Consider the following 21395-nt stretch of genomic DNA (forward strand, 5'->3'; position numbering starts at 1 on the left):
GTGATGAGGTCCATGGGGGGACGAAGGGGCAGGGGCGTATGGGTGGCGAAGAGCCCGAAGCGCGGCGCCGCGCCGCTGAATTGGTCGTGGAACTCGGCCGGAAGATGGCGGAGTTCGGCCCCGCGGCCCTCCGTGTCGTCACCGTCGAGGAGGCCGAGCGGGAGCGGGCGGACTGGTTCCGCCTCGGCTGGCAGGAGCATGCGCGGCTGGTGTCAGGGGAGGACGGAGCACCCGGCCTCGGCCACGACACCGATCCCGGTGCGCCGCCGCGGGCGCCGGGCCCACGACTGCGCGTCGCCGAGAACGGGGAGGCGACGGAGAACGGCGGCGCGGACGAGAGCGAGCACGACCGCGCCGCCGACGCCGCGCAGTCCGACCGGGGAGGGCGGACCGACGGGGAGCGCGTGGACGGCGAAGCCCACGCGGGCCACGGCGACCGGACCGAGAACGGGGCGCGTGACGAGTTCCCTTTACCGGTCGTCGGCGCGGCCGAGGCGGAAGTCCGCGAACTGATGCCGCACCGGCTCAGGTCGCGGGGGCGCCATCGACCGTAGGCGGGCGGCTGCCCCGGTGGGCTCTCCCCCGTCACAGGGTTCCAGCGACGGGCGGGGAGCCGGTGAGTGTGCAGTCGAGGTCGAGTCTGAGGAAGTGAGAGCGGATGAGTGAGCGGGAGAGCGTGGAGGCGAGAGTGGAAGGGCTCGCGCGGGACCTGCGGCGGGCAGCCGGCGGCCTGCTGGAGGTGGCCGCGGAACATCCGGACCGGAAGCGGGTGCGTGAACTGTCGGCTGCGGCAAGGGTGTTGACGAGTTCCGTTCTGGGGCGGCTGGAGGAGGACGCCGCGGCTGTCGAGGACGGGGACGGGAGCGGGGCCGCGCCGCAGGACGCGGTGGCCGTGCGGGCTGTGGCGGTGCAGGAGGCGGGCGGCGAGGCCCTTGACGAACTCGTCGAGATGTATGTGTCGGAGTACGAGCGGCGCCTGAAAGAACTCGCGATGATCGACCCGTCGCTGTCCTGGCCGGAGCAGAAGCCGCTGCACCGGTTCGAGATCGGGGACGACGCGTACTTCAGGAGCGCCCCGCTGTGGCACGACGACGTGCCGAACCGGGGGAAGGCGATGGTGCGCGGCCTGACCTCCAAGGCGGAGGTGCTGCGCCGCATGCACCACAGCTACGTACTCAAGCGTGATCTGAACAGCGTCGAGGGCGAGTTGGCCAGACGCGTGCTGCTCGGATGCAAGGCGATCTGCGCCTGCCGGGCGGTCAGGGACGGCAAGTTCTTCGAGTGGCTCGAGCTGGAGCGCAGGCTGGAGCCTCTGCAATGGCGTGCGATGGTCATCGCCGCGGAGCGCGATGCCGAGGCGTCGGCTCGGATCACCGCGATCCTCCAGCAGGTGGAGAAGCTGGCCGCAGCCGTTCAGAAGCTGGACACGCTGTTCCGCCGGCAGTCCGGCGACCCCTCGCTGGCCGAGGGGATACCCGGCGCCGTGCGCGTGGTGAAGGCGATCATGAGAGAGCTGCCGGACGCATGAACCCGCTCAGAGGTTGGACACGCGCGGCGATCGGCGCGGGCATCGCGGCCGCCGGTGTCGTCGGTTGGCTGGTCGTCGGCGTGGTGGCGGGCTCGGACGGCGCGGCCGACGCGGCTCCACGCGATCTCTGCGCCCTGGTCGACGCGGAGCAATGGGCCCGGATCGTGCCGCTGCCCCGCGCGGAGCATCGGACCGATCCGCGCCACGAGGTGCGCAACGAGGCCGAGTGCGAGGTGTCGAGCGGCAAGGGGTGGAAGAAGGAGGGCCGCTACGGGGCGGTCCGGGTCGGCCTGGAGCGGCATGGCGTCACGCGGCGCGACAGCGGCTGGGACGAGGCGCGGAAGTCGTTCGACTGGGCGAGGGAGTACGCCGCGGGCGACGGAAGCGCTCCGCGCTCGGTGGCGGGACTGGGGGAGCGGGCCTTTGTCGAGAGCACGTCCGGCCGTGGCCGGGGACACGGCCACGGTGAACGGGATCGAGTGCGGACAGAGGTGACCGTTCTGCTCGGCAGGGACGTGCTGACCGTCGACTGCACGGCCGAGCCGAGCAGCCCGGACCGCGCGCGCGATGCGGCTGTGGCCGTGGCGAAGACAGTGCTGGGGGAGCTGTGAGCAGGCGCCTGAACGTGATGCTGACGGTCGCGCTCGTGCTGACGATGCTCCTGGCCGGCGGGCTGAGCTTCTGGCATGCCCGCGCGGAGGAAGCCGACCGCCGGGAACGGGTCGAGCGCCACAGACCCGACCCCGTGACACCGTTCCCCGACCCGTTCAGCCATCGGTCGCGCCAGGGCAAGGACTGACGGGACGCCGCGCCCCGGCCCGCGCACGCACCCCGCCCGTACAGGCAGGATGGAGCCATGACCGAGATCCGTACCCCCCGCCTCCTCCTGCGCCGCTGGGACCCCGACGAAGACCTCGCCCCGCTCGCCGAGATCCAGGCCGACCCCGCCGTGATGCGCCGGATCGGCGACGGCGTCCCGCGCTCGCTCGACGAGACCGCCGAGGACATCGAGCGCTGGGAGGAGGAGTGGGACGACGAGGGCTTCGGGGTCTTCGCCGTGGAGCTCCTCGGCCCCGGCGAGCTGGCGGGCGCCGTCGGTCTGTACGTCCCCGAATCCCCGTCGCAGGTGGCGGGGCACATCGGCATCCAGTGGCGGCTCGGCCGCGCGTTCTGGGGCCAGGGGTACGCCTCCGAGGCGGCGCAGGCGACCTTGGAGTTCGCGCTCCAGGACCGCGGCATCGACCGGGTCGTCGCCGTCACCTCGGAGACCGACACCTCCTCGGCGAAGGTTGTCCACAAGCTGGGGATGACGCCCGCCGGCGAGACCGAGGGGCTGCGCCTCTACGCGATCGATCTGACCGAGTTCCAGGGCTGACCCCGACCGCCCCGGGTGGGGGTGGGGTTCAGCCGACCTTGAAGGAGATGTCCGAGGCGGACCCGTAACGCCCATAGGCGTCACGCGCCTCGACGTACACGGTGTAGAGGCCGGTGGACTGAGGTCGCCACGTCAGCTTGTCGCCCGTGGTCGTCTGCACGAAGCCGCCGGGACCGGAGACCTGCCAGCGGTAACCGGACACCACGTGCCCCGACTGAACGACGCCGGGTGCGGCGGTGACGGTCACCTCCTGTCCGTACCCGTGGCCTGCGCAGTCGTTGGCGGTGCACTCCGTGAACGGGGCGGACAGACGCAGGGCCGGGGGTGCGAGCGCCTCGGCGGTGGCCGGGGTGAGGCGGTCGACGGCGACCGTGGGCGACGGGGCGGAGTCGAGGCCGTCGCTGTCGACGGCGGTCACGTAGTACCAGGCCTTTCCGTCCGGGGCTGTCGTGTCGTCGTAGACCCGGGCCGAGGTCGGTCGGGCGGCCGTCAGGAGTGTCCAGGCGCCGGCGGGGTCGGTTCGCCGGTAGACGCGGTAGCCCTGACCGTTGTCCGCCGCGGGGATGGTCAGCCGTGTGGTGCTGTCCATGAGGTCGGCGGCCGGGACGCCGGGCGCGGCGAGGCCGGACGGCGCAGGGCGGGTGCCCGTCGCGGTCGCGGACACCGGGGAGATGTTCCCCGCGGCGTCGATCGCGTACACCCTGTACTGGGTCGGGACGCCCGCCGCCGCGCGCTCGTCGAGGTAGGAGTCGGAGGAGCCGAGGACGAGGCGGGGCCCGTCGGGGGCGGTGCCCTCCGGGGTCTGCACCCACACCTCGTAGTGCTCGGTGTCGTCCGAATTCCTCGTCCAGCGAAGGTTGTTGCCCGCCGTCGTGGAGGTCACCGTGACGTTCTCAACCTTGGCGGGGCGGGTCGTGTCCGCTGCGGACGTGGTGACGGACTGCTCCGCGGTGGCGGCGGAGCGGTTGGCGGCCTTGTCGACGGCGCGCACGCGGTAGAAGTACGTGCGGCCGTCGGCGGGCGGGGCGTCGGTGTACGTGGTCGTGGTGAGGTCGCCGCTGACGTTCGTCCAGGTGGTGGAGGCGGCGGGGCGGCGGTACACGCGATACCCGGCGAGGTCCATCTCGACGTTCTTCGCCCAACTCAGCGTCGCCTTGCGGGTGCTGGTGCCGTACGTCACCTTCGCGCCGGTGGGCGTGAGCGGCGCGGTCCTGTCGTACGTGGCCGAAGTCCTCGGGGCGTAGGCGAACTTGACGTTGGCCGAGCCGGTCCAGTTCACGAAGTCGATGCGCAGAGTGTGCCTGCCGGAGGGCACGGTCAGGTTGAGCGTCTTGTTCTGGGTGGTGGAGACGTTCTTCCAGACGTCGACCTTGCGGACGCCGTCGACGTAGACGCGGATGCCGTCGCGGGTGGCCGCGGTGAAGGTGAACGGCCCGCCGGAGCCGAAGTCCCGGGTCACGGACCAGCGCACGCCGAAGTCGTTCGCCGGCAGCCCGGTGGCGGGCGCCCCCGTACCCCAGTCCTGGTCGATCTTCGAGTCGCAGTCCGTCTTCTTCGGCGTGCCGGAGAAGGTGGTGTTCGCGTAGAACGTCCGCTTGAAGACGTTCGTGGAGCAGGTGACGGTCACCGCGTCGGCGACGGTCGTGGTGGCACACAGCAGGCCGCCGGTGAGGGCGGTCGCGGCGGCGGCGCCGAGTACGGCGCGCGGGGTCCCCCGGCGGGGGCCGGATCTCGCGATGGTCATGCAGATCAGGACCACTGAGGCGGTAGCAGGGTTGTGAAAATCCTGTGACCGCTTGCGAAGGTGTCCGGTATTTGCAGTAACCGGCTTCATGTCAGGAAGTAATGGACCCGGTTTCGTTGCGTTGTGGCTTCACCTCTTGACGGTGCATGTGCGGACGAGTTGGCTTCGAGCCACCTCGGTCGCATCGTCGCGGCCACGTCAGGGAGGTATCCGCACATGAACACGCGCATGCGTTGTGCCGCCATGGCCGGCGCCGCATCCGTCCTCGTGGTCTCGGTCTCGGCCTGCGGTGGTGTGCTGCCGGGCGACGACAACGGGCCCAGCGCGTCCACCACCAAGGGCAACGAAGTCAAGATCGGTCTGCTGCTTCCGGAGAAGGAGACCGCCCGGTACGAGAAGTTCGATCACCCCATGTTCGAACGTCAGGTGGCGAAGCTGACCGGGAGCAAGGGGGAGGTGGTCTACGCCAACGCCGAGCAGGATGCCGCCCTCCAGCGCAAGCAGATGCAGGAGATGATCGACGCGAAGGTCGACACGGTCGTCGTCGACGCCGTCGACGCGGAGAACATCGCCCCCGCGGTCCGCAAGGCCAAGAGCGCGGGGATCCACGTCATCGCCTACGACCGACTCGCCCAGGGACCTGTGGACGCCTACGTCGGCTTCGACAACGAGCTGGTGGGGCAGACCCAGGGCAAGGCCCTCGTCACCGCCCTCGGCGGGACCAAGGCCACCAAGCAGGACAAGGTCGTGATGATCAACGGCTCGCCCACCGACCCCAACGCCGGGCAGTTCAAGAGCGCCGCCCGCGTGGAGCTGGGCAACTCCGTCAGCGTCGCGAAGTCGTACGACACCGCGGGCTGGAAGCCGTCCAACGCGAAGGCCAACATGGAGCAGGCCATCAACGCGCTGGGCGTCGACAACATCTCCGGCGTGTACGTCGCCAACGACGGGATGGTCGGCGGCGTGCTGGCCGCCCTCAAGGAGGTCGGCGTCCGCAAGATGCCGCCGATCACCGGACAGGACGCCGAACTCGCCGCCGTGCAGCGGATCCTCGCCGGCGAGCAGTACATGAGCGTCTACAAGCCGTACCCGGACGAGGCGCAGACCGCCGCCGAGATGGCGGTGCGGGTCTCGCAGGGCCGCGACATCGAGTTCGAGGCGCTGGCGATGGACCGCACCGACAGCCCGACCACCCAGCAGATCAGGACGGCGAGCGTCAGCGTCGTCGCGCTCACGAAGGACAACATCAAGAGCACCGTCGTCAAGGACAAGGTCTTCAAGGTGTCCCAGATCTGCACGCCGAAGTACGAGCAGGCGTGTGCGGAGGCCGGTCTGAAGTAGCCGACCGGTTCTCCAAAGGAACCGCCACAGGAACCGCCACAGGAACCGTCACAGGGACCGCCACAGGAACCTCCACGGCCCTAGTCGGCTTCCTCCAGGATGCCCGACTGGCCGATCAGGTAGCCCAGTTGCGCCCTGCTGTCGCTGCCCAGCGTCGCCGCCAGCTTCGCGATGTGCACACGGACCGTGCGGATGTTCATGCCGAGGCGCTCCGCGATCACCGCGTCCGTGTGGCCCTCGATGAGCAGCGTGGCGATGGTGCGCTGGCGCGCCGTCACCCCGTCCGTCGTCAGCTCCTCGACGGCCGCCTGCGGGAACATCGGCGTCGCCAGCTGCCACAGCCGCTCGAAGGTCGTGGCGAGATAGCTGATCAGCGCCGGGTGCCGGACCTCGAGCGCCACCGTGCGGTCCGGGTTCGCCGGGATGAAGGCGACCGTGCGGTCGAGCATGACGAGCCGCTCGGTGACCTCGTCGAGGGTGCGCACCTGGACGTCCCCGGTGAGCTGCTCGTAGTGCGCGGTGACGGCGGGCGAGTGCCGGGCCGTGTGCTGGTACAGCGTGCGCATCCGGCCGCCGCCGCTGAGCAGCTGCTGCTCGCGGGGGAGCGCGGCGGCCAGCCCCTGCGGGGGACGTCTGCCGCCCGGCTGGATGGTGAGCAGTTCCTTGGACGCCTCGTCCGCCGCCTCGTCGATCGCGGCGTTGATCCGCTGGAACCCCATCAGGACCCGGAACATGGGCGTGCTGGGGATCGACGCGCGCTGCGACTCCAGCGCGATGAGTGGCGCGAATTGATCGGCGAGCCGCGAGCTGCGCCGCCGCTGCCGCTCGATCTCCTCCTCGTACGTGTCGAGGAGGCGCGGCAGCGCGACCGCCGGGGCCACGGGGCGCAGCGTCGTCGTGTCGTCGTCGGCCGGGACCAGGAGGCCGTAGTGGAGCAGGCACGGCGTCGGCTCGGCGTCGCCCTTCTCGACCCGGCCCTCGCGCAGGGCGCGGGCGTACAGCTCCGAGCCCTCCCGGCACAGCTCCTCCGCGCCGTGGACATGGGCTTCCGCGTGGTGCTCGATGTGCGATTCGGTCGTCACGAATCCTGCTCCAGCATCCCGGACTGGGCGATCAGATAGCCGAGTTGCGCCCGGCTGCCGCTGCCGAGCGCCGCGGCGATCTTGGCTATGTGGGCACGGCAGGTGCGCACGTTCATGCCGAGCCGACGGGCGATGGCCTCGTCGACATGCCCTTCGATGAGCAGTTTGGCGATGGAGCGCTGGACACCGGTGATTCCTTCGGGAGTCGACTCGTACGGGACGTCTTCCTGCAGCGGGGTGGCGCGCCGCCACATGTGGTCGAAGACGTTGATCAGGTACTGCACGAGGCCGGGATGGCGCAGCTCTAGGGCCATGCTGTCGCCGGCCTGGGCGGGGATGAAGGCTACGTCGTGATCACAGATGATGAGCCGCTCGATCAGTTCCTCGAGCGTCCTGATCTCTACCCTGGCACCCGCCATCTTGTCCATGTACGCAAAGGTGTTCTGGCTGTATCGCACCGTGTGCTGGTACAGCGTGCGCATCGATATGCCGCGCTCGATGAGGGGCCTGCTGCGCTCCAGTGCCTCGCTCAGCAGATGCTCGCTGCGGCCGCCGCCCGGCTGCACGGTCAGCACTTCGGTGCGGCTTTCGGCGATGGCCTTGTCGAGCGCCGCCTTGATCCGTCCGCCGCCTTCGAGCACGGTGATGGCGTGCGTCGTCGCGGGCATCTGCGCACTGATCGCCATGAACGGCTCGAAAACTGCGGTTAGTTCTCCGGAGAGCTGTCGTCGTTCATGGATTTCCCGCTCGATGGGTTGCAGTCGCTGAGACAGTACGACGGAGGGCGGAACCGGTCGCAGCCAGTCCGCATCGTCCGGGTCCGGGTGCAAGAGAGCGAATTCCAGCAGGCAGGGAGCTGACTCGATCTCGGCGCGTGCCACACGGCCGGCGCTCAGAGCGATGGCGTAAAGGCGCTCGCCCTCCGGGCACAGCTCAGTGACCGGATGAGGATGTGTCGCTTTTGGGCTACTCGTTGGCAATTCTCCACCCCCCAGGGTCCTGAACGTGCAGGAACATGATGCATCGCCGCTGTGGTTTCCATGTGCCCGAATGAGTCATCGTCTGTGGTGCGGGGGAGAAGAAGCCATCAAGTTAGGACGAAGCCGACATGAGTAAGAGAATGCTTCGCTCAGTGCTCGGCGCGGCGGTCGCGGCTGGTGCGTTGGCGCTGGCGCTCGGCACCGCCGGCGCCGTCACGCCCAGCGACGTCGCCTGGGGATCAGGTCAGGTCGGTACGCAGAGCGTCACGACCGTGGCCGGCACTGACGACGTCGCATGGGGAGTCGCTCCCGTGACCGGAGGCGGCGGGGAATGATCACTCCGCCCGACGACCGGTCATTACGCAGGGAGATGGCGATCGCCTACCGCTCCGGTTGGCACACCATCGACCTCGTGACCGCGATCCCGAACTCCGGTGACTCGCTCATGGTCACCCTGTTCGGGGAGCCCATCATCGTGGTCCGTGAGGGCGACGACATCCGGGCGTACCGGTGTCTGCGCCGACCGCGCGGCGCCCCACAGCCGGTGCGGACGGTCGTCCGGTACGGGATGATCTTCGTCAACCTCGACCAGCGGGACCATCAGCTGGTCGGCGAGGCACAGCCCGAGGCCTCGCAGTCCCACCCCAGAACCTCAGCCACCCCCCGCAGTGCCTGACGCGATGCCCCCGTCGTTGTAGATCGCGCAGGTGCTTCCCCCCTGCAGCGGCGTCACCGTGTACCTGACACGGTGGCGCCGCTGCAGTCGTTTTCGGGGTTGTGCGACGGCCGCGGGGTCAGGTGCTCTCGGGGAGGTTCGCCGTGGCCCGGCCCACCGCGATCTCGATGACGACCCGGTCCGGGTTGACGCGCGGGGTGCGGTAGCGCTCGGCGTAGCGGCGCTCCGCGTCCGCGACGCGCTCCGGGTCCGTGTGCACGACGGCCGTGCCCTCCAATGTCGCCCAGCGCCGCCCGTCGACCTGGCAGACCGCGACGCGTGCCGGGACCGCCCCCCGCAGGATGTGGGCGGCCTTCCGGGTGTCCTTGCCCGTGATGATCCGGGCCACCCGTGCCTCGGCGTCGTACGTCACCCCCACCGGCACGACGTGCGGGCTGCCGTCCGGGCGCAGGGTCGTCAGGGTGCACAGATGCCGTTCCCGCCAGAAGTCGAGGAAGCCGGCTCCGGGGCTGTCGAGGTCGATGCGCTTGGCCATGCCCCGGAACCTATCCCCCGGGACTGCCGCGACCGACCTTGAGTGGAATAGACTCAACTTTATGTACGCTGGACAAGGCAGAGCCAGCGAGATGGTCGAGGGTTGAGGAGGACAAGTACGTGGACGCCGAGCTGACGAACCGGAGCCGCGACGCGATCAACGCGGCAAGCAGCCGGGCCGTGTCCGGGGGCCACCCGGATCTGACCCCGGCGCATCTGCTCCTGGCCCTGCTGGAAGGCCAGGACAACGAGAACATCACCGACCTCCTCGCCGCCGTCGACGCCGACCAGGCGCAGGTGCGGACCGGCGCGGAGCGGGTACTCGCCTCGCAGCCCAGCGTGACGGGATCGACCGTCGCGCCGCCGCAGCCCAACCGCGAACTGCTCGCCGTCATCGCCGACGCCTCCGAGCGTGCCAAGGATCTCGGCGACGAGTACCTCTCCACGGAACACCTGCTCATCGGCATCGCGGACAAGGGCGGCGCCGCGGGCGACGTGCTGACACAGAACGGGGCCAGTGCGAAGAAGCTGGTCGACGCATTCACGAAGAGCAGGGGAGGGCGCCGGGTGACCACACCCGACCCCGAAGGGTCCTACAAGGCGCTGGAGAAGTTCGGTACGGACTTCACGGCGGCGGCCCGCGAGGGCAAGCTCGACCCGGTCATCGGCCGCGACCAGGAGATCCGCCGCGTCGTACAGGTGCTGTCGCGGCGCACCAAGAACAACCCGGTGCTCATCGGCGAACCCGGCGTCGGCAAGACCGCCGTCGTCGAGGGCCTCGCCCAGCGCATCGTGAAGGGCGACGTACCGGAGTCGCTCAAGGACAAGCGGCTCGTCTCGCTCGACCTCGGCGCGATGGTCGCGGGCGCCAAGTACCGCGGCGAGTTCGAGGAGCGCCTCAAGACCGTCCTCTCCGAGATCAAGGAGAGCGACGGGCAGATCATCACGTTCATCGACGAGCTGCACACGGTCGTCGGCGCGGGCGCCGGCGGCGACTCCGCCATGGACGCGGGCAACATGCTCAAGCCGATGCTCGCCCGCGGCGAACTGCGCATGGTCGGCGCGACCACGCTCGACGAGTACCGCGAGCGCATCGAGAAGGACCCGGCCCTGGAACGCCGCTTCCAGCAGGTCCTGGTCGCCGAGCCCTCGGTCGAGGACTCCATCGCGATCCTCCGCGGCCTCAAGGGCCGCTACGAGGCCCACCACAAGGTCCAGATCAACGACAGCGCCCTGGTCGCGGCCTCCACGCTCTCCGACCGCTACATCACCTCCCGCTTCCTCCCCGACAAGGCCATCGACCTCGTCGACGAGGCGGCCTCCCGCCTGCGCATGGAGATCGACTCCTCGCCGGTCGAGATCGACGAACTCCAGCGCTCGGTGGACCGCCTCAAGATGGAGGAGATGGCCCTCGCCAAGGAGACCGACCCGGCCTCCCGCGACCGCCTCGACAAGCTCCGCCGCGACCTCGCCGACAAGGAGGAGGAGCTGCGCGGACTCACCGCACGCTGGGAGAAGGAGAAGCAGTCCCTCAACCGCGTCGGTGAACTGAAGGAGAAGCTCGACGAACTGCGCGGCCAGGCCGAGCGCGCCCAGCGCGACGGCGACTTCGACACCGCGAGCAAGCTCCTCTACGGCGAGATCCCCACGCTGGAGCGCGACCTGGAAGAGGCCTCCGAGGCGGAGGAGGAAGCCTCCAAGGACACCATGGTCAAGGAGGAGGTCGGCCCGGACGACATCGCCGACGTCGTCGCCTCCTGGACCGGAATCCCGGCAGGCCGCCTCCTGGAAGGCGAAACACAGAAGCTCCTCCGCATGGAAGAGGAACTCGGCAAGCGCCTCATCGGCCAGACCGAAGCGGTCCGCGCGGTCTCCGACGCCGTCCGCCGCACCCGCGCGGGCATCGCCGACCCCGACCGCCCCACCGGCTCCTTCCTCTTCCTGGGCCCGACGGGCGTGGGCAAGACGGAACTCGCCAAGGCCCTCGCCGACTTCCTCTTCGACGACGAGCGGGCCATGATCCGCATCGACATGTCGGAGTACAGCGAGAAGCACAGCGTCGCCCGCCTGGTCGGCGCGCCGCCCGGCTACGTCGGCTACGAGGAGGGCGGCCAGCTCACCGAGTCGGTCCGCCGCCGCCCCTACTCCGTCGTCCTCCTGGACGAGGTGGAGAAGGCCCACCCCGAGGTCTTCGACATCCTCCTCCAGGTCCTCGACGACGGCCGCCTCACCGACGGCCAGGGCCGCACGGTCGACTTCCGCAACACGATCCTGGTCCTGACGTCGAACCTGGGCAGCCAGTACCTGGTGGAGCCCCTGACCTCGGCGGAGGAGAAGAAGCAACAAGTCCTCGAAGTGGTCCGGGCCTCCTTCAAGCCCGAATTCCTCAACCGCCTCGACGACCTCGTCGTCTTCTCGGCCCTCGACAAGGACGAGCTGAAGCGCATCGCCAACCTCCAGCTGGACCGCCTCGCCAAGCGCCTCGCCGACCGCCGCCTCACCCTCGACGTCTCCGACGAGGCCCTGTCCTGGCTGGCCGACGAGGGCAACGATCCGGCCTACGGCGCCCGCCCCCTGCGCCGCCTGATCCAGACGGCCATCGGCGACCGCCTCGCGAAGGAGATCCTCTCCGGCGAGGTCAAGGACGGCGACACGGTCCGCGTCGACGCGTTCGGCGAGGGCCTGATCGTGGGTCCTGCCACGGGGAAGACGCTGTGACGAACTGAGGCGGCTGCTCGCGCAGTTCCCGCACTACGAGGCGGGGACTGCGCGCAGCCGTGTCCGCATGGTCGACGTCGCTCGAACGGGCGCAATACCTGATGTTCGACTCCCCGTTGATGCGGATTCCTGCATGGTCGCGAGATCCGCTGCACCTCAAGGGGGAGTCCGCCCGTGCGCCGTGTTCTCGCAGTCCAACGCATCAGCCGCGACACCGAATCGTCGTCCGCTCTTCTCCGCCAGGACGAGGAGCTCAGCGTGGCCCTGTGCACCGGGGCGTACGAAGAAGTGGGCAGGGTCGTCGACTCGACGGTGTCCGGGGCGGTCAACCTGGACCAGAGGGCAAGTCTCGGCAAATGGTTGCGTGCACCTCTGGTCCACGAGTGGGACGCGCTCATGGTCACGAGCCAGGACCGCATCACGCGGGACGACATGCACTGGTGGCAGTTCGTCGACTGGGTGCTGAAGAACGGGAAGAGCGTCGTCGTGCTCGATGATCCCTCCTTCGACATCACCACCGAGGACGGCCGGATGGTCGCCGGCATCAAGGCAGCGCAGGCGGCCAAGTACCGCCGTGCTGTGCAGGAGAAGCAGCTCGGCCGTACCGCCTACTTTCGTGACAACAAACTGTGGAACGGCGGGATCTGGCCGTATGGATATCGCGCCGTCGCCTTCGAGTTCAAAGGCGAACGCCGCAAGCATCTTGTCCCGGACCCGGTGACGGCACCCCTTGTACGCGAGGCCTTTGAACGCCTCGTCAGCGGATCGTGCACCGTGTACGCCGTCGTCCGCGACTGGAACGAGCGCGGTGTGCCGACGGCCCGCGACCATCAGCGTCGCGTGCAGAACGCCGAGCGTCCGGAGCACGAACGCAAGGCCGAGAGCGGAGGCTTCTGGGCCGTCACGCCGTTGCGCAACATGCTGCGTTCAGAGGCGCTCATGGGAGCGATGATGCATCGGTCCCGGCCTGTCGTCGGGGCGGACGGCGCGGCGGTGAGGTGGGCCGACCCGCTCCTCACTCAAGAAGAGTTCACCGCGCTTCAGGGGGCTCTCACGACCGAACACAGTGCAGTCATGTCCGCGGCGGTGTCGGCCGGAAGACAGTCGAGGACTCCGCTGGCAGGCGTCGTCCGCTGCTTCTGCGGTGCACCCATGCATGTGCGGGTGCAGCGGAACAAGTTGAAGGGCGGCGGGACTTCCTGCCTCGAGTACTACAACTGCAGGACCACCGCGGACGGTCCGCGATGCGACCTGCCGGGGTCCTGGCAGGTGGCGGCGTTGCACGAACGCGTGGAGCAGGACTTCCTGAACCGCCTCGGTGACCGGGACATCATGAAGCGCACCCTGGTGCCAGGGCGCGACCGATCGGCGACGATCACCGAACTACGGAAGGCGATCGACAACCTTGCTGCCGCTGTCGCGGCCGCGGAGAGTCCGGCCGCCGTCGCGGCGCTGACTCGGAAGCTGGACGAAACGTCGCGGACTCTGGAGGTTCTGGAAAGGGAGCCCGTGATCCGGCCACGCTGGATCGTAGAGGCCTGTGGCGAGACCTACGGGCAGCGGTGGCAGAGGCTTGACGGGTGGGCGAGCCGCGCCGAACTGCTGAGAGACACCGGAGTCACGTACTTCGTGCGGGGGCAGCGGACGGGCCAGGAGCTGTTCGGCCACCTGCCGGAGCATCTGCTTCCCTCGGTCGAGCGCGGCGGCGTCCCCACCCGGTTCGCCGACGACCCCGAAGCAGGCGTGCGCGCGTTCCTCGCGGGCCTCCGGGCGGAGCGGGGTCTGAGCGCGGAGCTGTGGCCGTTTCGGAGGCCGGGCGGGGACGTCGCCCGGGAGCGGCCGGGCGCGTAACCGGCGGACATTTCAGAATCGGCCCAAAGATGCAAGGCTGGCACCGCCAAGGCATCGCACCGGGCACCCTTGGCCGCAAGGGACGGTCCGTACGATGGGCCGAAACCACAGTGTCAGGAGCAGGAATCTTGTCTATCGACCCGTCCTCGATTCCCAACTTCGGGGGACAGCCCGACCCGCAAGAGGGAGCGGGACCGGCCGGTCCCGTCGTTCCCGATCAGGAGCTGGTCAAGCAGCTGCTGGAGCAGATGGAGCTCAAGTACGTCGTCGATGAAGAGGGTGACCTCGCGGCGCCGTGGGAGGAGTTCCGTACGTACTTCATGTTCCGCGGCGAGGGGGACCAGCAGGTCTTCTCGGTGCGGACGTTCTACGACCGGCCGCACGGCATCGAGATCAAGCCGCAGCTGCTCGAGTCGATCGACGACTGGAACCGCCGCACCCTGTGGCCGAAGGTCTACAGCCACACCCACGACGACGGCACCGTCCGTCTCATCGGTGAGGCGCAGATGCTGATCGGCACCGGGGTCTCGCTCGAGCACTTCGTGTCGTCGACGGTCAGCTGGGTGCGCGCCGCGATCGAGTTCGACCGCTGGGTGGTGGAGCAGCTCGGCCTCGAGTCCGACGTCGACTCCGCCGAGAAGCCGGAGGACGGCAACGACTCCGAGTGAGTCGGTGCGCCTCCGCGCCACGCACACCCGAGAGCCCGACCCCGCAAGGGGCCGGGCTCTCGGTCGTCCGGAGCGGCTGCCTAGGACGTGGGGGCCGCACCGTCCTACCGGGTGCGCACCTTGGCGAGGCGTGCCGCCGCCTCGCTCAGGACGTCGTCCTGCTTGCAGAAGGCGAAGCGGACGAAGGGGGCTCCCGCGGCCCGGTCGTCGTAGAAGACGGCGTTCGGGACGGCGACGACGCCGCAGCGTTCGGGGAGGGCGCGGCAGAAGTCGAAGCCGTCCTCGAAGCCGAGGGGGCGGATGTCGGTGGTGATGAAGTACGTGCCCTGGGGGCGGAAGACGGTGAAGCCCGCGTCCTCCAGGCCGGTCGCGAGCAGCTCGCGCTTGGCCGTCATGGTGGCGCGGAAGTCGGAGAAGTACGTGTCGGGCAGGGCGAGGGCCTCCGCGACGGCGTACTGGAAGGGGCCCGCGGAGACGTAGGTGAGGAACTGCTTCGCCGAGCGGACCGTCGTGACGAGCTCGGGCGTCGAGGTCACCCAGCCGACCTTCCAGCCGGTGAACGAGAACGTCTTGCCGGCCGAGCCGATGGTGACCGTGCGCTCGCGCATGCCGGGGAGCGTGGCGAGCGGGATGTGCTCGGCGTCGCCGTAGGTGAGGTGCTCGTAGACCTCGTCGGTGACGACCAGGAGGTCGCGTTCGACGGCGAGTTCCGCGATGGCGGTCAGTTCGGCGCGGCTGAGGACGGTGCCGGTGGGGTTGTGCGGGGTGTTGATGAGCAGGAGGCGGGTGCGCGGGGTGATCGCGTCGCGCAGCTCGTCGAGGTCGAGGCGGAACGATCCCTCGTGCGGGCGCAGCGTCACGGGCACCCGGGTGCCGCCCGCGAGGGCGATGCTCGCCGCGTACGAGTCGTAGTACGGCTCGAAGGCGATCACCTCGTCGCCCGGTTCGACGAGGGCGAGCAGGGAGGCGGCGATGGCCTCGGTGGCGCCCGCCGTGACCAGGACCTCGCGGTCGGGGTCGAGCTCCATGCCGTAGCGCCGCTGCTGGTGGGCGGCGATCGCGGTGCGCAGCTCGGGGATGCCGGGGCCGGGCGGGTACTGGTTGCCGTGCCCCTCGCGCAGCGCCCGCACCGCGGCCTCGCGCACCTGCTCGGGGCCGTCGGTGTCGGGGAAGCCCTGACCGAGGTTGATGGCGCCGGTCTGCACGGCGAGCGCGGACATCTCGGCGAAGATCGTCGTCCCGAACTCGGCGAGGCGGCGGTTGAGCAGGGGGCGTGCGCTGGAGGTCATGGCGGCCATCCTGCGCCGAACCTCTGGAGTTCCTCAACTCCTGCTTGGCGTGCTCCGGGCGGGGGCATCCCCCTGTCACGTCCGCACGGGGCGGGCCCCTCGGGGGATTCGGGGGAGACGGGGGAAGAGAAAGGAGGGCCGGTGATGGACACGTTCTTCATCGTGGTCTTCGTGGCGCTGGTGGTCGCCATCGTGCTCGGTACGGCCAGGGCGGGCAGTGGACGCTCACCCAGTACATCGTTGAAGAAGAACCGGGCCGGCAAGGGCAGCTGGTGGGCCGGTGGCGGTGCCGCGAGCGGCGGCGGGAGCAGCTGCTCCTCCGGCGACTCCGGCGGCGGGCATCACGGCCATTCGTGCGGCGGGGGCTCCTCCTGCGGGGGCGGCTCGTCGTGCGGCGGCGGGGGCGGCTGCGGGGGCGGCGGAAGCTGACGCATCCCGTCCGGGCGTGCGGCCCGCGTGGAGGCGACTGACACGGGGCAGTCGGTCCGCGCGGGCCGCACGCTTGTCCGGGTATGCCCCCGAAGGGTGTGCGCCGGGCGCGAAAGGTGGTCGTGGAAGTTGAACAGTTGAGCTGAGCTGCCCTCGGGGGGATGGAAACCCTCCGAAGTTGGGTAAAAACGCTGTGGTGGCGACGCCCCCCATGATTCCCTTTAATCGTCAACGCAGCCCTCGTTCTACGTAGTTATCGCGTTCGTGGGCACGAGCCGGCCCCTTTGACTCAGCCGGCCCCACCTCCCTTTGCGTGCTAGCGGAGCCGACCCATGCTCACGACCCTGAACACCGCCTACAGCGACACGAGTGCGGCCGATCTGGCCTGGGCCCTCGGCCGGGAGCCCCTGCCCGCCCTCGCCACGCTCGACCTCGACATCGACGACGCACGGCTTCAGCTGAGGCTGCTCGGCGCCTCCCACCAGGTACTGCTGGAGGAGGGGCACGGCACCTGTTCGGAGACCGTGGCGTGCATCCCCGGCAGCAGCACCCCGCTGCCGCTCGGCGTCGCCAAGCGCCTCGGCGACTGGGAGTACGAATTCGCGGCCCGCGTCGAACATTTGACGGCAGGCCAGTTCGCGGGCCGGGCCCAGGAACTGCTCGCACTGGTCGCCGACCATCCGAACGGACTGGCGGGCGTCTTCCCCGGCAGCCCGCACGCCTTCACCGCGATGCTCGCGCAGCGGCACGAGGGCCAGGTGCACTGGCGCACCTGGCACGCCTACCCGCAGGACGGCCAACTGGTCGCCACCCGCACCAGGGTGGGCGTGCGGATGCCGGTGGCCGCGGCGTTGTAGCGGCGCGGTCCGCCGGTATGCGTGCGGTCCGCCTGTTCCACACGTGTGGGTGACAGGGCGGAATCAAACCGTGACGTAGCGTTCCAGGCGTGATCGAACCGCACCCGCCCGCACCGACTCCAGTCCGCAGGCCCCCGGGCGGCCCGGTCCGGTCCCCGCTCCCGGTGAAGCCGAGCACCGGCCGGTTCCTCGTCCTCGTCGGCGTCTTCGTCTGCGCGGCCTGCGGTCTCGTCTACGAACTCGAACTGGTGGCCCTCGCCTCGTACTTGATGGGCGACTCGGTCACCCAGGCCTCCGTCGTGCTCTCCGTCATGGTCTTCGCGATGGGGCTCGGCTCGCTCGCCGCCAAACGGCTGCGGCCACGGGCGGCGGCCGGCTTCGGGCTGATCGAGGCGCTGCTCGCGCTCGTCGGCGGTTGCAGCGCCATGACGCTGTACGCGGTGTTCGCGTGGACCGGAAGCTGGGGCGGGGCCTGGGTGGACGGGCCGCGCTGGCTGCTCGTCGCGTTCTCGCTGGGCATCGGGGTGCTGATCGGGGCGGAGGTGCCGCTGCTGATGGTGCTGATCCAGCGGATCCGGCGGCAGGACGCGGGCGGGGCGGTCGCCGACCTGTTCGCGGCGGACTACGTGGGCGCGCTGGTGGGCGGTCTGGCCTTTCCCTTCCTGCTGCTGCCGCTGCTCGGACAGCTGACCGGGGCGCTGCTCACCGGGGCGATCAACGCGGTGGCGGGGGCGGTGCTCGTCCTCGGCCTGTTCCGGCGTGACCTGAGCCGGCGCGCCCGCTGGCTGCTGATCGTCGCCAACGTCACGGTGCTCGGCGTGCTCGCCACCTCCTGGGTCCTCGTCGGCGACTTCGAACGGGCGGCGCGGCATGCCCTGTTCGGTGCGGACGTGCGGGTCGCCATGCAGACCGGGGTGCAGGAAGTCGTGCTCACGGGCGGCGGGCAGCGCCCCGCGTCGCTCTTCCTCGACGGACGGCTGCGGGTGGACGGGCGGGAACGGGGGCGGCCCTACCGGCAGTTCGTCGGACCCGCGATGCACGGCGGACCGCGTGCGCGGGTCCTCGTACTCGGCGGCGGCGACGGGCTCGCGGCGCGCGAGGTGCTGCGCCACCGCGGGGTGCGGCGCGTCGACGTCGTGGACCCCGATCCGGCGGTGGTGCGCCTCGCCCGGACCGATCCGGGGCTGAGCGGGCTGAACGGGCGGGCGCTCGACGATCCGCGGGTGCGGGTGGTGACGCAGGACGTGTTCGCGTGGCTGCGGGGCGCTCCGCGGGCGCTGCCGTACGACGTGGTGGTGTGCGATCTGCCGGATCCCGGCAGCGCGGCGAGCACGAAGCTGTACTCGCAGGAGTTCTACGGCCTGGTGGGGCGGATTCTCGCGGAGCGGGGGCGGGTCGTGGTGCGCGTGGGGGGCGGGGCCCCGTCGTTGGGGACGGCGGCATCGACGGTGGGCTCCGCGGGGTTGCGGGAGGTTTCGTACCGGGGGGAGGGGGCGGTGGGGTACGTGTTGGCGGGCCGGGTCCGCCCCGGGCCTCCGGCGGGTGTGCGGGTGGTGCGACCGGGGACGGGGTACGCGCCGTCGACGCTGGTGCATCCGCGGTTCGGGGACTAGGCGGACCGGGCCCCGGCACGGGTGGGGGAAACGGTGAGGGCGCACCGCGGGCCCCCGGAGTCGGCCACCGTGCGGGGAAAAGGGGACCCGCGGGGGCGAAGGGGGTACACGTGAGCGAGCGGGTCGATAGGCTCGGCGACATGGAGCATGAGGTGTTCGTTCCGGTTCCGGCAGAGTCCCTGCGGGCGGTGCTCTGCGATCCCCAACGCGTCGACCGGGCCCTGCCCGGTTACCAGCGCGCCGCCACCGGTGGCGGCGGCCGCCTGAAGGTACGTATCGGCGGGCACACCATCACGTACCGGGGCAGCGTCACCGTGACGCAGGCGGCGGACGGCTCCTTCGCCATCGCGGGCGACGGCACCGAGGCCCGCGGCGCGGGAGGCGTGACGTTCGCCCTGACCGCCAGGGTCGCGGCGGCGGCGGGCGGCTCCGCCGTCACCTTCTCCGGCACCGGATCCGGCGACGGCCGGGTCGCGGAACTGCCGCGCGAGGCCGTGGCAGCGGCCGCCCACCGGCTGCTGAACCGTTTCGCGGAGAACCTGGGAGCGACCGGCCAGGAGCCGGGCTCGGACCCCGACGAGGACACGGGCGAGGACACGGGCGAGGACACGGCCGGGGACACCGGCGCGGAGGACGGCGCGGACACGGGCGCGGACGACGGCTCGGCCGAGGGCCCGACCGACGACGCCTCGGACCAGAACGCCTCCAACCAGGACGCCTCGGACCAGGACACCCCCGGCGATCCCACCACCGACGCCGACGCCGACGCCGACGCGGATGCCGACACCGCCGCCCCCACCGGCCCCACCACCTCCCACGGCAACAACCCCGCCGAACCGGCCGACGACCACTCCGCCCTCTTCGACACCGAGATCCCGCCCCCGTCCCTCGACCCCGGGACCGACCTGGCGGAGGCCGCCGGATCCGATGCCGGGCTCCCGGCGGAGCCGGTCGCCGCGCACGCCCGGCGGACCATGATCGGCCGCAGCGCGGAGGAGGTCGACCACGCGCCGCCGCGCGGCCGGTACGCCCCGGTGCCCGCCCCCGAAGGCGTCACGACCGGTGCGACCCTCCGCTGGGCCGCCCCCGCGGCAGCGGTGGCGCTCGCGTCGGCGATCGTCGTCGGCCGGGCCCTGCGGCGGCGCAGGTAACGCCGCCCTCCGACCTCCGCAGGCGCCCGGCGCCCCACCCCGCATAGGCTCAGGAGTCGTGACGACACAGGAAACGACGCTGACCGCGGGCGACGCGGAAGTGACCGTGGCGCCGGGCAACGGCTGCCGTATCAGCAGCCTGAAGATCTCCGGCACCGAGCTGCTGCGGCAGGGCGAGAAGTACGGCTGCTTCCCGATGGTGCCGTGGTGCGGCCGCATCAAGGAGGGGCAGTTCCGCAGCGGCGGCCACGTGCACCAGATGCCGCTGAACTCCCCGCCGCACGCCATCCACGGCTTCGGCCGGAACGCCGAGTGGACCACCGCGCGCGAGACCCGCACCGAGGCGGCCTTCACGTACGACCTCACCGACCCGTGGCCGTACAGCGGACGCGTCACGCAGCTCGTCTCGCTCACCGAGGACTCGCTGACGCTGTCGATGGGGATCGAGACGTACGGCGACTCCTTCCCGGCGCAGCTCGGCTGGCACCCCTGGTTCAACCGGACGATCACCGACGGCGGCAGCAGCGTGCAGATCGCCTTCGACCCGGCCTGGCAGGAGGAGCGCGGCGCGGACCACCTGCCGACCGGCAAGCGCATCGAGGCCACCCCCGGCCCCTGGGACGACTGCTTCGGGATGCCCGACGGCGTCGACGTCACGCTGAACTGGCCGGGCGCCCTCCAGGTCGAGGTGAAGAGCCCCGAGCAGTGGGTCGTCGTCTACGACGAGCAGGAGGCGGCCGTCTGCGTGGAACCGCAGACCGGCCCCCCGAACGGCCTCAACACCGCGCCGCGCCTGGTCACCCCGGTGGAGCCGCTCGAAGCGAGCACCACCTGGACCTGGCGTCACCTGTAAAACCCGCCCTTTAAGCTCGTAGGCATGACGACGAACGACGTGCGCGACGCGCTGCTGACGCAGATCAAGAACAAGGCCGTGGTGCACGGCAAGGTGACGCTCTCCTCCGGCATCGAGGCCGACTACTACGTCGACCTGCGTCGCGTCACCCTCGACGGCGAGGCCGCCCCGCTGGTCGGCCAGGTGCTGCTCGACCTGACGAAGGACCTGGAGTTCGACGCGGTCGGCGGCCTCACCATGGGCGCCGACCCGGTCGCGGGCGCGATGCTGCACGCGTCGGCCGCCCGCGGTGAGCGGCTCGACGCGTTCGTCGTCCGCAAGGCCGCCAAGGCGCACGGCATGCAGAAGCGCGTGGAGGGCCCGGAGATCAAGGGCCGCCGGGTGCTCGTCGTCGAGGACACGTCCACGACCGGCGGCTCGCCGCTGGAGGCCGTGCAGGCGGTGCGCGAGGCCGGGGCCGAGGTCGTCGCCGTCGCGACGATCGTGGACCGGGCCACCGGCGCCGCCGAGAAGATCACCGAGGGTGCCGGGGTGCCGTACCTCTTCGCCTTCTCGAAGGACGAGCTGGGCCTCGACTGAGACCCGGACCAGGGCCCCGCATTTCGGGACCTTCGCCGGACTGGAGCATTCGCACGAGTCTGGAAAGATGGGGTCGACGATGATGTCACCCCCTTGGTGAGGGTCACCCAGCACAGCAACCCGAACC

At 70.6% G+C, this 21395-nt stretch carries 22 protein-coding genes; 17 read left to right on the plus strand and 5 right to left on the minus strand.

Annotated elements, in window-relative coordinates:
- The first annotated feature begins 38 nt into the window (after positions 1-38).
- From ACY34M_RS27805 to ACY34M_RS27825, 5 genes are all read left to right on the plus strand, one after another.
- Positions 39-554, plus strand: a complete 516-nt coding sequence (locus ACY34M_RS27805; RefSeq protein WP_462722469.1) for a hypothetical protein — start codon at positions 39-41, stop codon at positions 552-554.
- Positions 555-658: 104 nt separating this feature from the next.
- Positions 659-1528 carry a hypothetical protein gene (locus ACY34M_RS27810; RefSeq protein ID WP_462722470.1) on the plus strand — a complete coding sequence of 290 codons (870 nt, stop codon included), beginning with the start codon at positions 659-661 and terminating at the stop codon, positions 1526-1528.
- Positions 1525-2139 carry a hypothetical protein gene (locus ACY34M_RS27815; RefSeq protein WP_462722471.1) on the plus strand — a complete coding sequence of 205 codons (615 nt, stop codon included), beginning with the start codon at positions 1525-1527 and terminating at the stop codon, positions 2137-2139. The genes ACY34M_RS27810 and ACY34M_RS27815 overlap by 4 nt, the downstream gene beginning before the upstream one ends.
- Entirely contained in the window at positions 2136-2327 is a 192-nt protein-coding gene (locus ACY34M_RS27820) for a hypothetical protein (RefSeq protein WP_462722472.1), read from the plus strand. Before ACY34M_RS27815 ends, ACY34M_RS27820 begins: the two co-directional genes overlap by 4 nt.
- 57 nt (positions 2328-2384) lie before the next feature.
- A complete protein-coding gene (locus tag ACY34M_RS27825; protein ID WP_462722473.1) occupies positions 2385-2903 on the plus strand; it encodes a GNAT family N-acetyltransferase in 519 nt (172 codons plus the stop codon).
- 28 nt (positions 2904-2931) lie between these two features.
- On the opposite strand, the gene ACY34M_RS27830 is transcribed toward ACY34M_RS27825, so the two are convergent.
- A complete protein-coding gene (locus tag ACY34M_RS27830; RefSeq protein ID WP_462722474.1) occupies positions 2932-4647 on the minus strand; it encodes a fibronectin type III domain-containing protein in 1716 nt (571 codons plus the stop codon).
- A gap of 216 nt (positions 4648-4863) precedes the next feature.
- Between ACY34M_RS27830 and ACY34M_RS27835 the strand changes: the two genes are divergently transcribed.
- Positions 4864-5988: a sugar ABC transporter substrate-binding protein gene (locus ACY34M_RS27835; protein WP_462722475.1), complete on the plus strand. Its 1125-nt coding sequence runs from the start codon at positions 4864-4866 to the stop codon at positions 5986-5988.
- A gap of 80 nt (positions 5989-6068) precedes the next feature.
- On the opposite strand, the gene ACY34M_RS27840 is transcribed toward ACY34M_RS27835, so the two are convergent.
- Together ACY34M_RS27840 and ACY34M_RS27845 are read right to left on the minus strand one after the other, a co-directional pair.
- On the minus strand, positions 6069-7070 hold the full coding sequence (locus ACY34M_RS27840) for a helix-turn-helix transcriptional regulator (RefSeq protein ID WP_462722476.1): 1002 nt from the start codon (positions 7068-7070) through the stop codon (positions 6069-6071).
- The gene (locus ACY34M_RS27845) at positions 7067-8050 is read right to left on the minus strand and encodes a helix-turn-helix transcriptional regulator (protein WP_462722477.1); all 984 of its coding nucleotides are present in this window, start codon (positions 8048-8050) and stop codon (positions 7067-7069) included. The genes ACY34M_RS27840 and ACY34M_RS27845 overlap by 4 nt, the downstream gene beginning before the upstream one ends.
- Before the next feature lie 140 nt (positions 8051-8190).
- Here ACY34M_RS27845 and ACY34M_RS27850 point away from each other — a divergent pair, with 140 nt between their 5' ends.
- Positions 8191-8385: a hypothetical protein gene (locus ACY34M_RS27850; protein ID WP_462722478.1), complete on the plus strand. Its 195-nt coding sequence runs from the start codon at positions 8191-8193 to the stop codon at positions 8383-8385.
- A complete protein-coding gene (locus ACY34M_RS27855) occupies positions 8382-8726 on the plus strand; it encodes a hypothetical protein (RefSeq protein WP_462722479.1) in 345 nt (114 codons plus the stop codon). The genes ACY34M_RS27850 and ACY34M_RS27855 overlap by 4 nt, the downstream gene beginning before the upstream one ends.
- Before the next feature lie 118 nt (positions 8727-8844).
- On the opposite strand, the gene ACY34M_RS27860 is transcribed toward ACY34M_RS27855, so the two are convergent.
- The gene (locus ACY34M_RS27860) at positions 8845-9261 is read right to left on the minus strand and encodes a pyridoxamine 5'-phosphate oxidase family protein (RefSeq protein WP_462722480.1); all 417 of its coding nucleotides are present in this window, start codon (positions 9259-9261) and stop codon (positions 8845-8847) included.
- 119 nt (positions 9262-9380) lie between these two features.
- Between ACY34M_RS27860 and clpB the strand changes: the two genes are divergently transcribed.
- The 3 genes from clpB to ACY34M_RS27875 all read left to right on the plus strand — a co-directional run bounded on the left by clpB (position 9381) and on the right by ACY34M_RS27875 (position 14497).
- The gene (gene clpB, locus ACY34M_RS27865; RefSeq protein ID WP_462722481.1) at positions 9381-11978 is read left to right on the plus strand and encodes an ATP-dependent chaperone ClpB; all 2598 of its coding nucleotides are present in this window, start codon (positions 9381-9383) and stop codon (positions 11976-11978) included.
- Positions 11979-12152: 174 nt separating this feature from the next.
- Positions 12153-13829, plus strand: a complete 1677-nt coding sequence (locus ACY34M_RS27870; RefSeq protein WP_462722482.1) for a recombinase family protein — start codon at positions 12153-12155, stop codon at positions 13827-13829.
- 128 nt (positions 13830-13957) lie between these two features.
- On the plus strand, positions 13958-14497 hold the full coding sequence (locus ACY34M_RS27875; RefSeq protein WP_462722483.1) for a YbjN domain-containing protein: 540 nt from the start codon (positions 13958-13960) through the stop codon (positions 14495-14497).
- 104 nt (positions 14498-14601) lie between these two features.
- On the opposite strand, the gene ACY34M_RS27880 is transcribed toward ACY34M_RS27875, so the two are convergent.
- Positions 14602-15795, minus strand: coding sequence for a pyridoxal phosphate-dependent aminotransferase (locus ACY34M_RS27880; RefSeq protein ID WP_462722484.1), 1194 nt, complete (start codon positions 15793-15795; stop codon positions 14602-14604).
- A gap of 135 nt (positions 15796-15930) precedes the next feature.
- Between ACY34M_RS27880 and ACY34M_RS27885 the strand changes: the two genes are divergently transcribed.
- The 6 genes from ACY34M_RS27885 to pyrE all read left to right on the plus strand — a co-directional run bounded on the left by ACY34M_RS27885 (position 15931) and on the right by pyrE (position 21268).
- Positions 15931-16215, plus strand: coding sequence for a hypothetical protein (locus tag ACY34M_RS27885; protein ID WP_462722485.1), 285 nt, complete (start codon positions 15931-15933; stop codon positions 16213-16215).
- Between the two features lie 332 nt (positions 16216-16547).
- Positions 16548-17072: a DUF2617 family protein gene (locus tag ACY34M_RS27890; RefSeq protein WP_462722486.1), complete on the plus strand. Its 525-nt coding sequence runs from the start codon at positions 16548-16550 to the stop codon at positions 17070-17072.
- An 89-nt stretch (positions 17073-17161) separates the two neighbouring features.
- Complete coding sequence (locus ACY34M_RS27895) at positions 17162-18685, plus strand: polyamine aminopropyltransferase (protein WP_462722487.1); 1524 nt, start codon at positions 17162-17164, stop codon at positions 18683-18685.
- Positions 18686-18825: 140 nt separating this feature from the next.
- The gene (locus ACY34M_RS27900; protein ID WP_462722488.1) at positions 18826-19836 is read left to right on the plus strand and encodes an SRPBCC family protein; all 1011 of its coding nucleotides are present in this window, start codon (positions 18826-18828) and stop codon (positions 19834-19836) included.
- A gap of 58 nt (positions 19837-19894) precedes the next feature.
- The gene (locus ACY34M_RS27905) at positions 19895-20689 is read left to right on the plus strand and encodes an aldose epimerase family protein (protein WP_462722489.1); all 795 of its coding nucleotides are present in this window, start codon (positions 19895-19897) and stop codon (positions 20687-20689) included.
- Between the two features lie 24 nt (positions 20690-20713).
- Entirely contained in the window at positions 20714-21268 is a 555-nt protein-coding gene (gene pyrE, locus ACY34M_RS27910; protein WP_462722490.1) for an orotate phosphoribosyltransferase, read from the plus strand.
- Positions 21269-21395 lie beyond the last annotated feature (127 nt).

Source organism: Streptomyces sp. EDA2-14 (assembly GCF_054963755.1).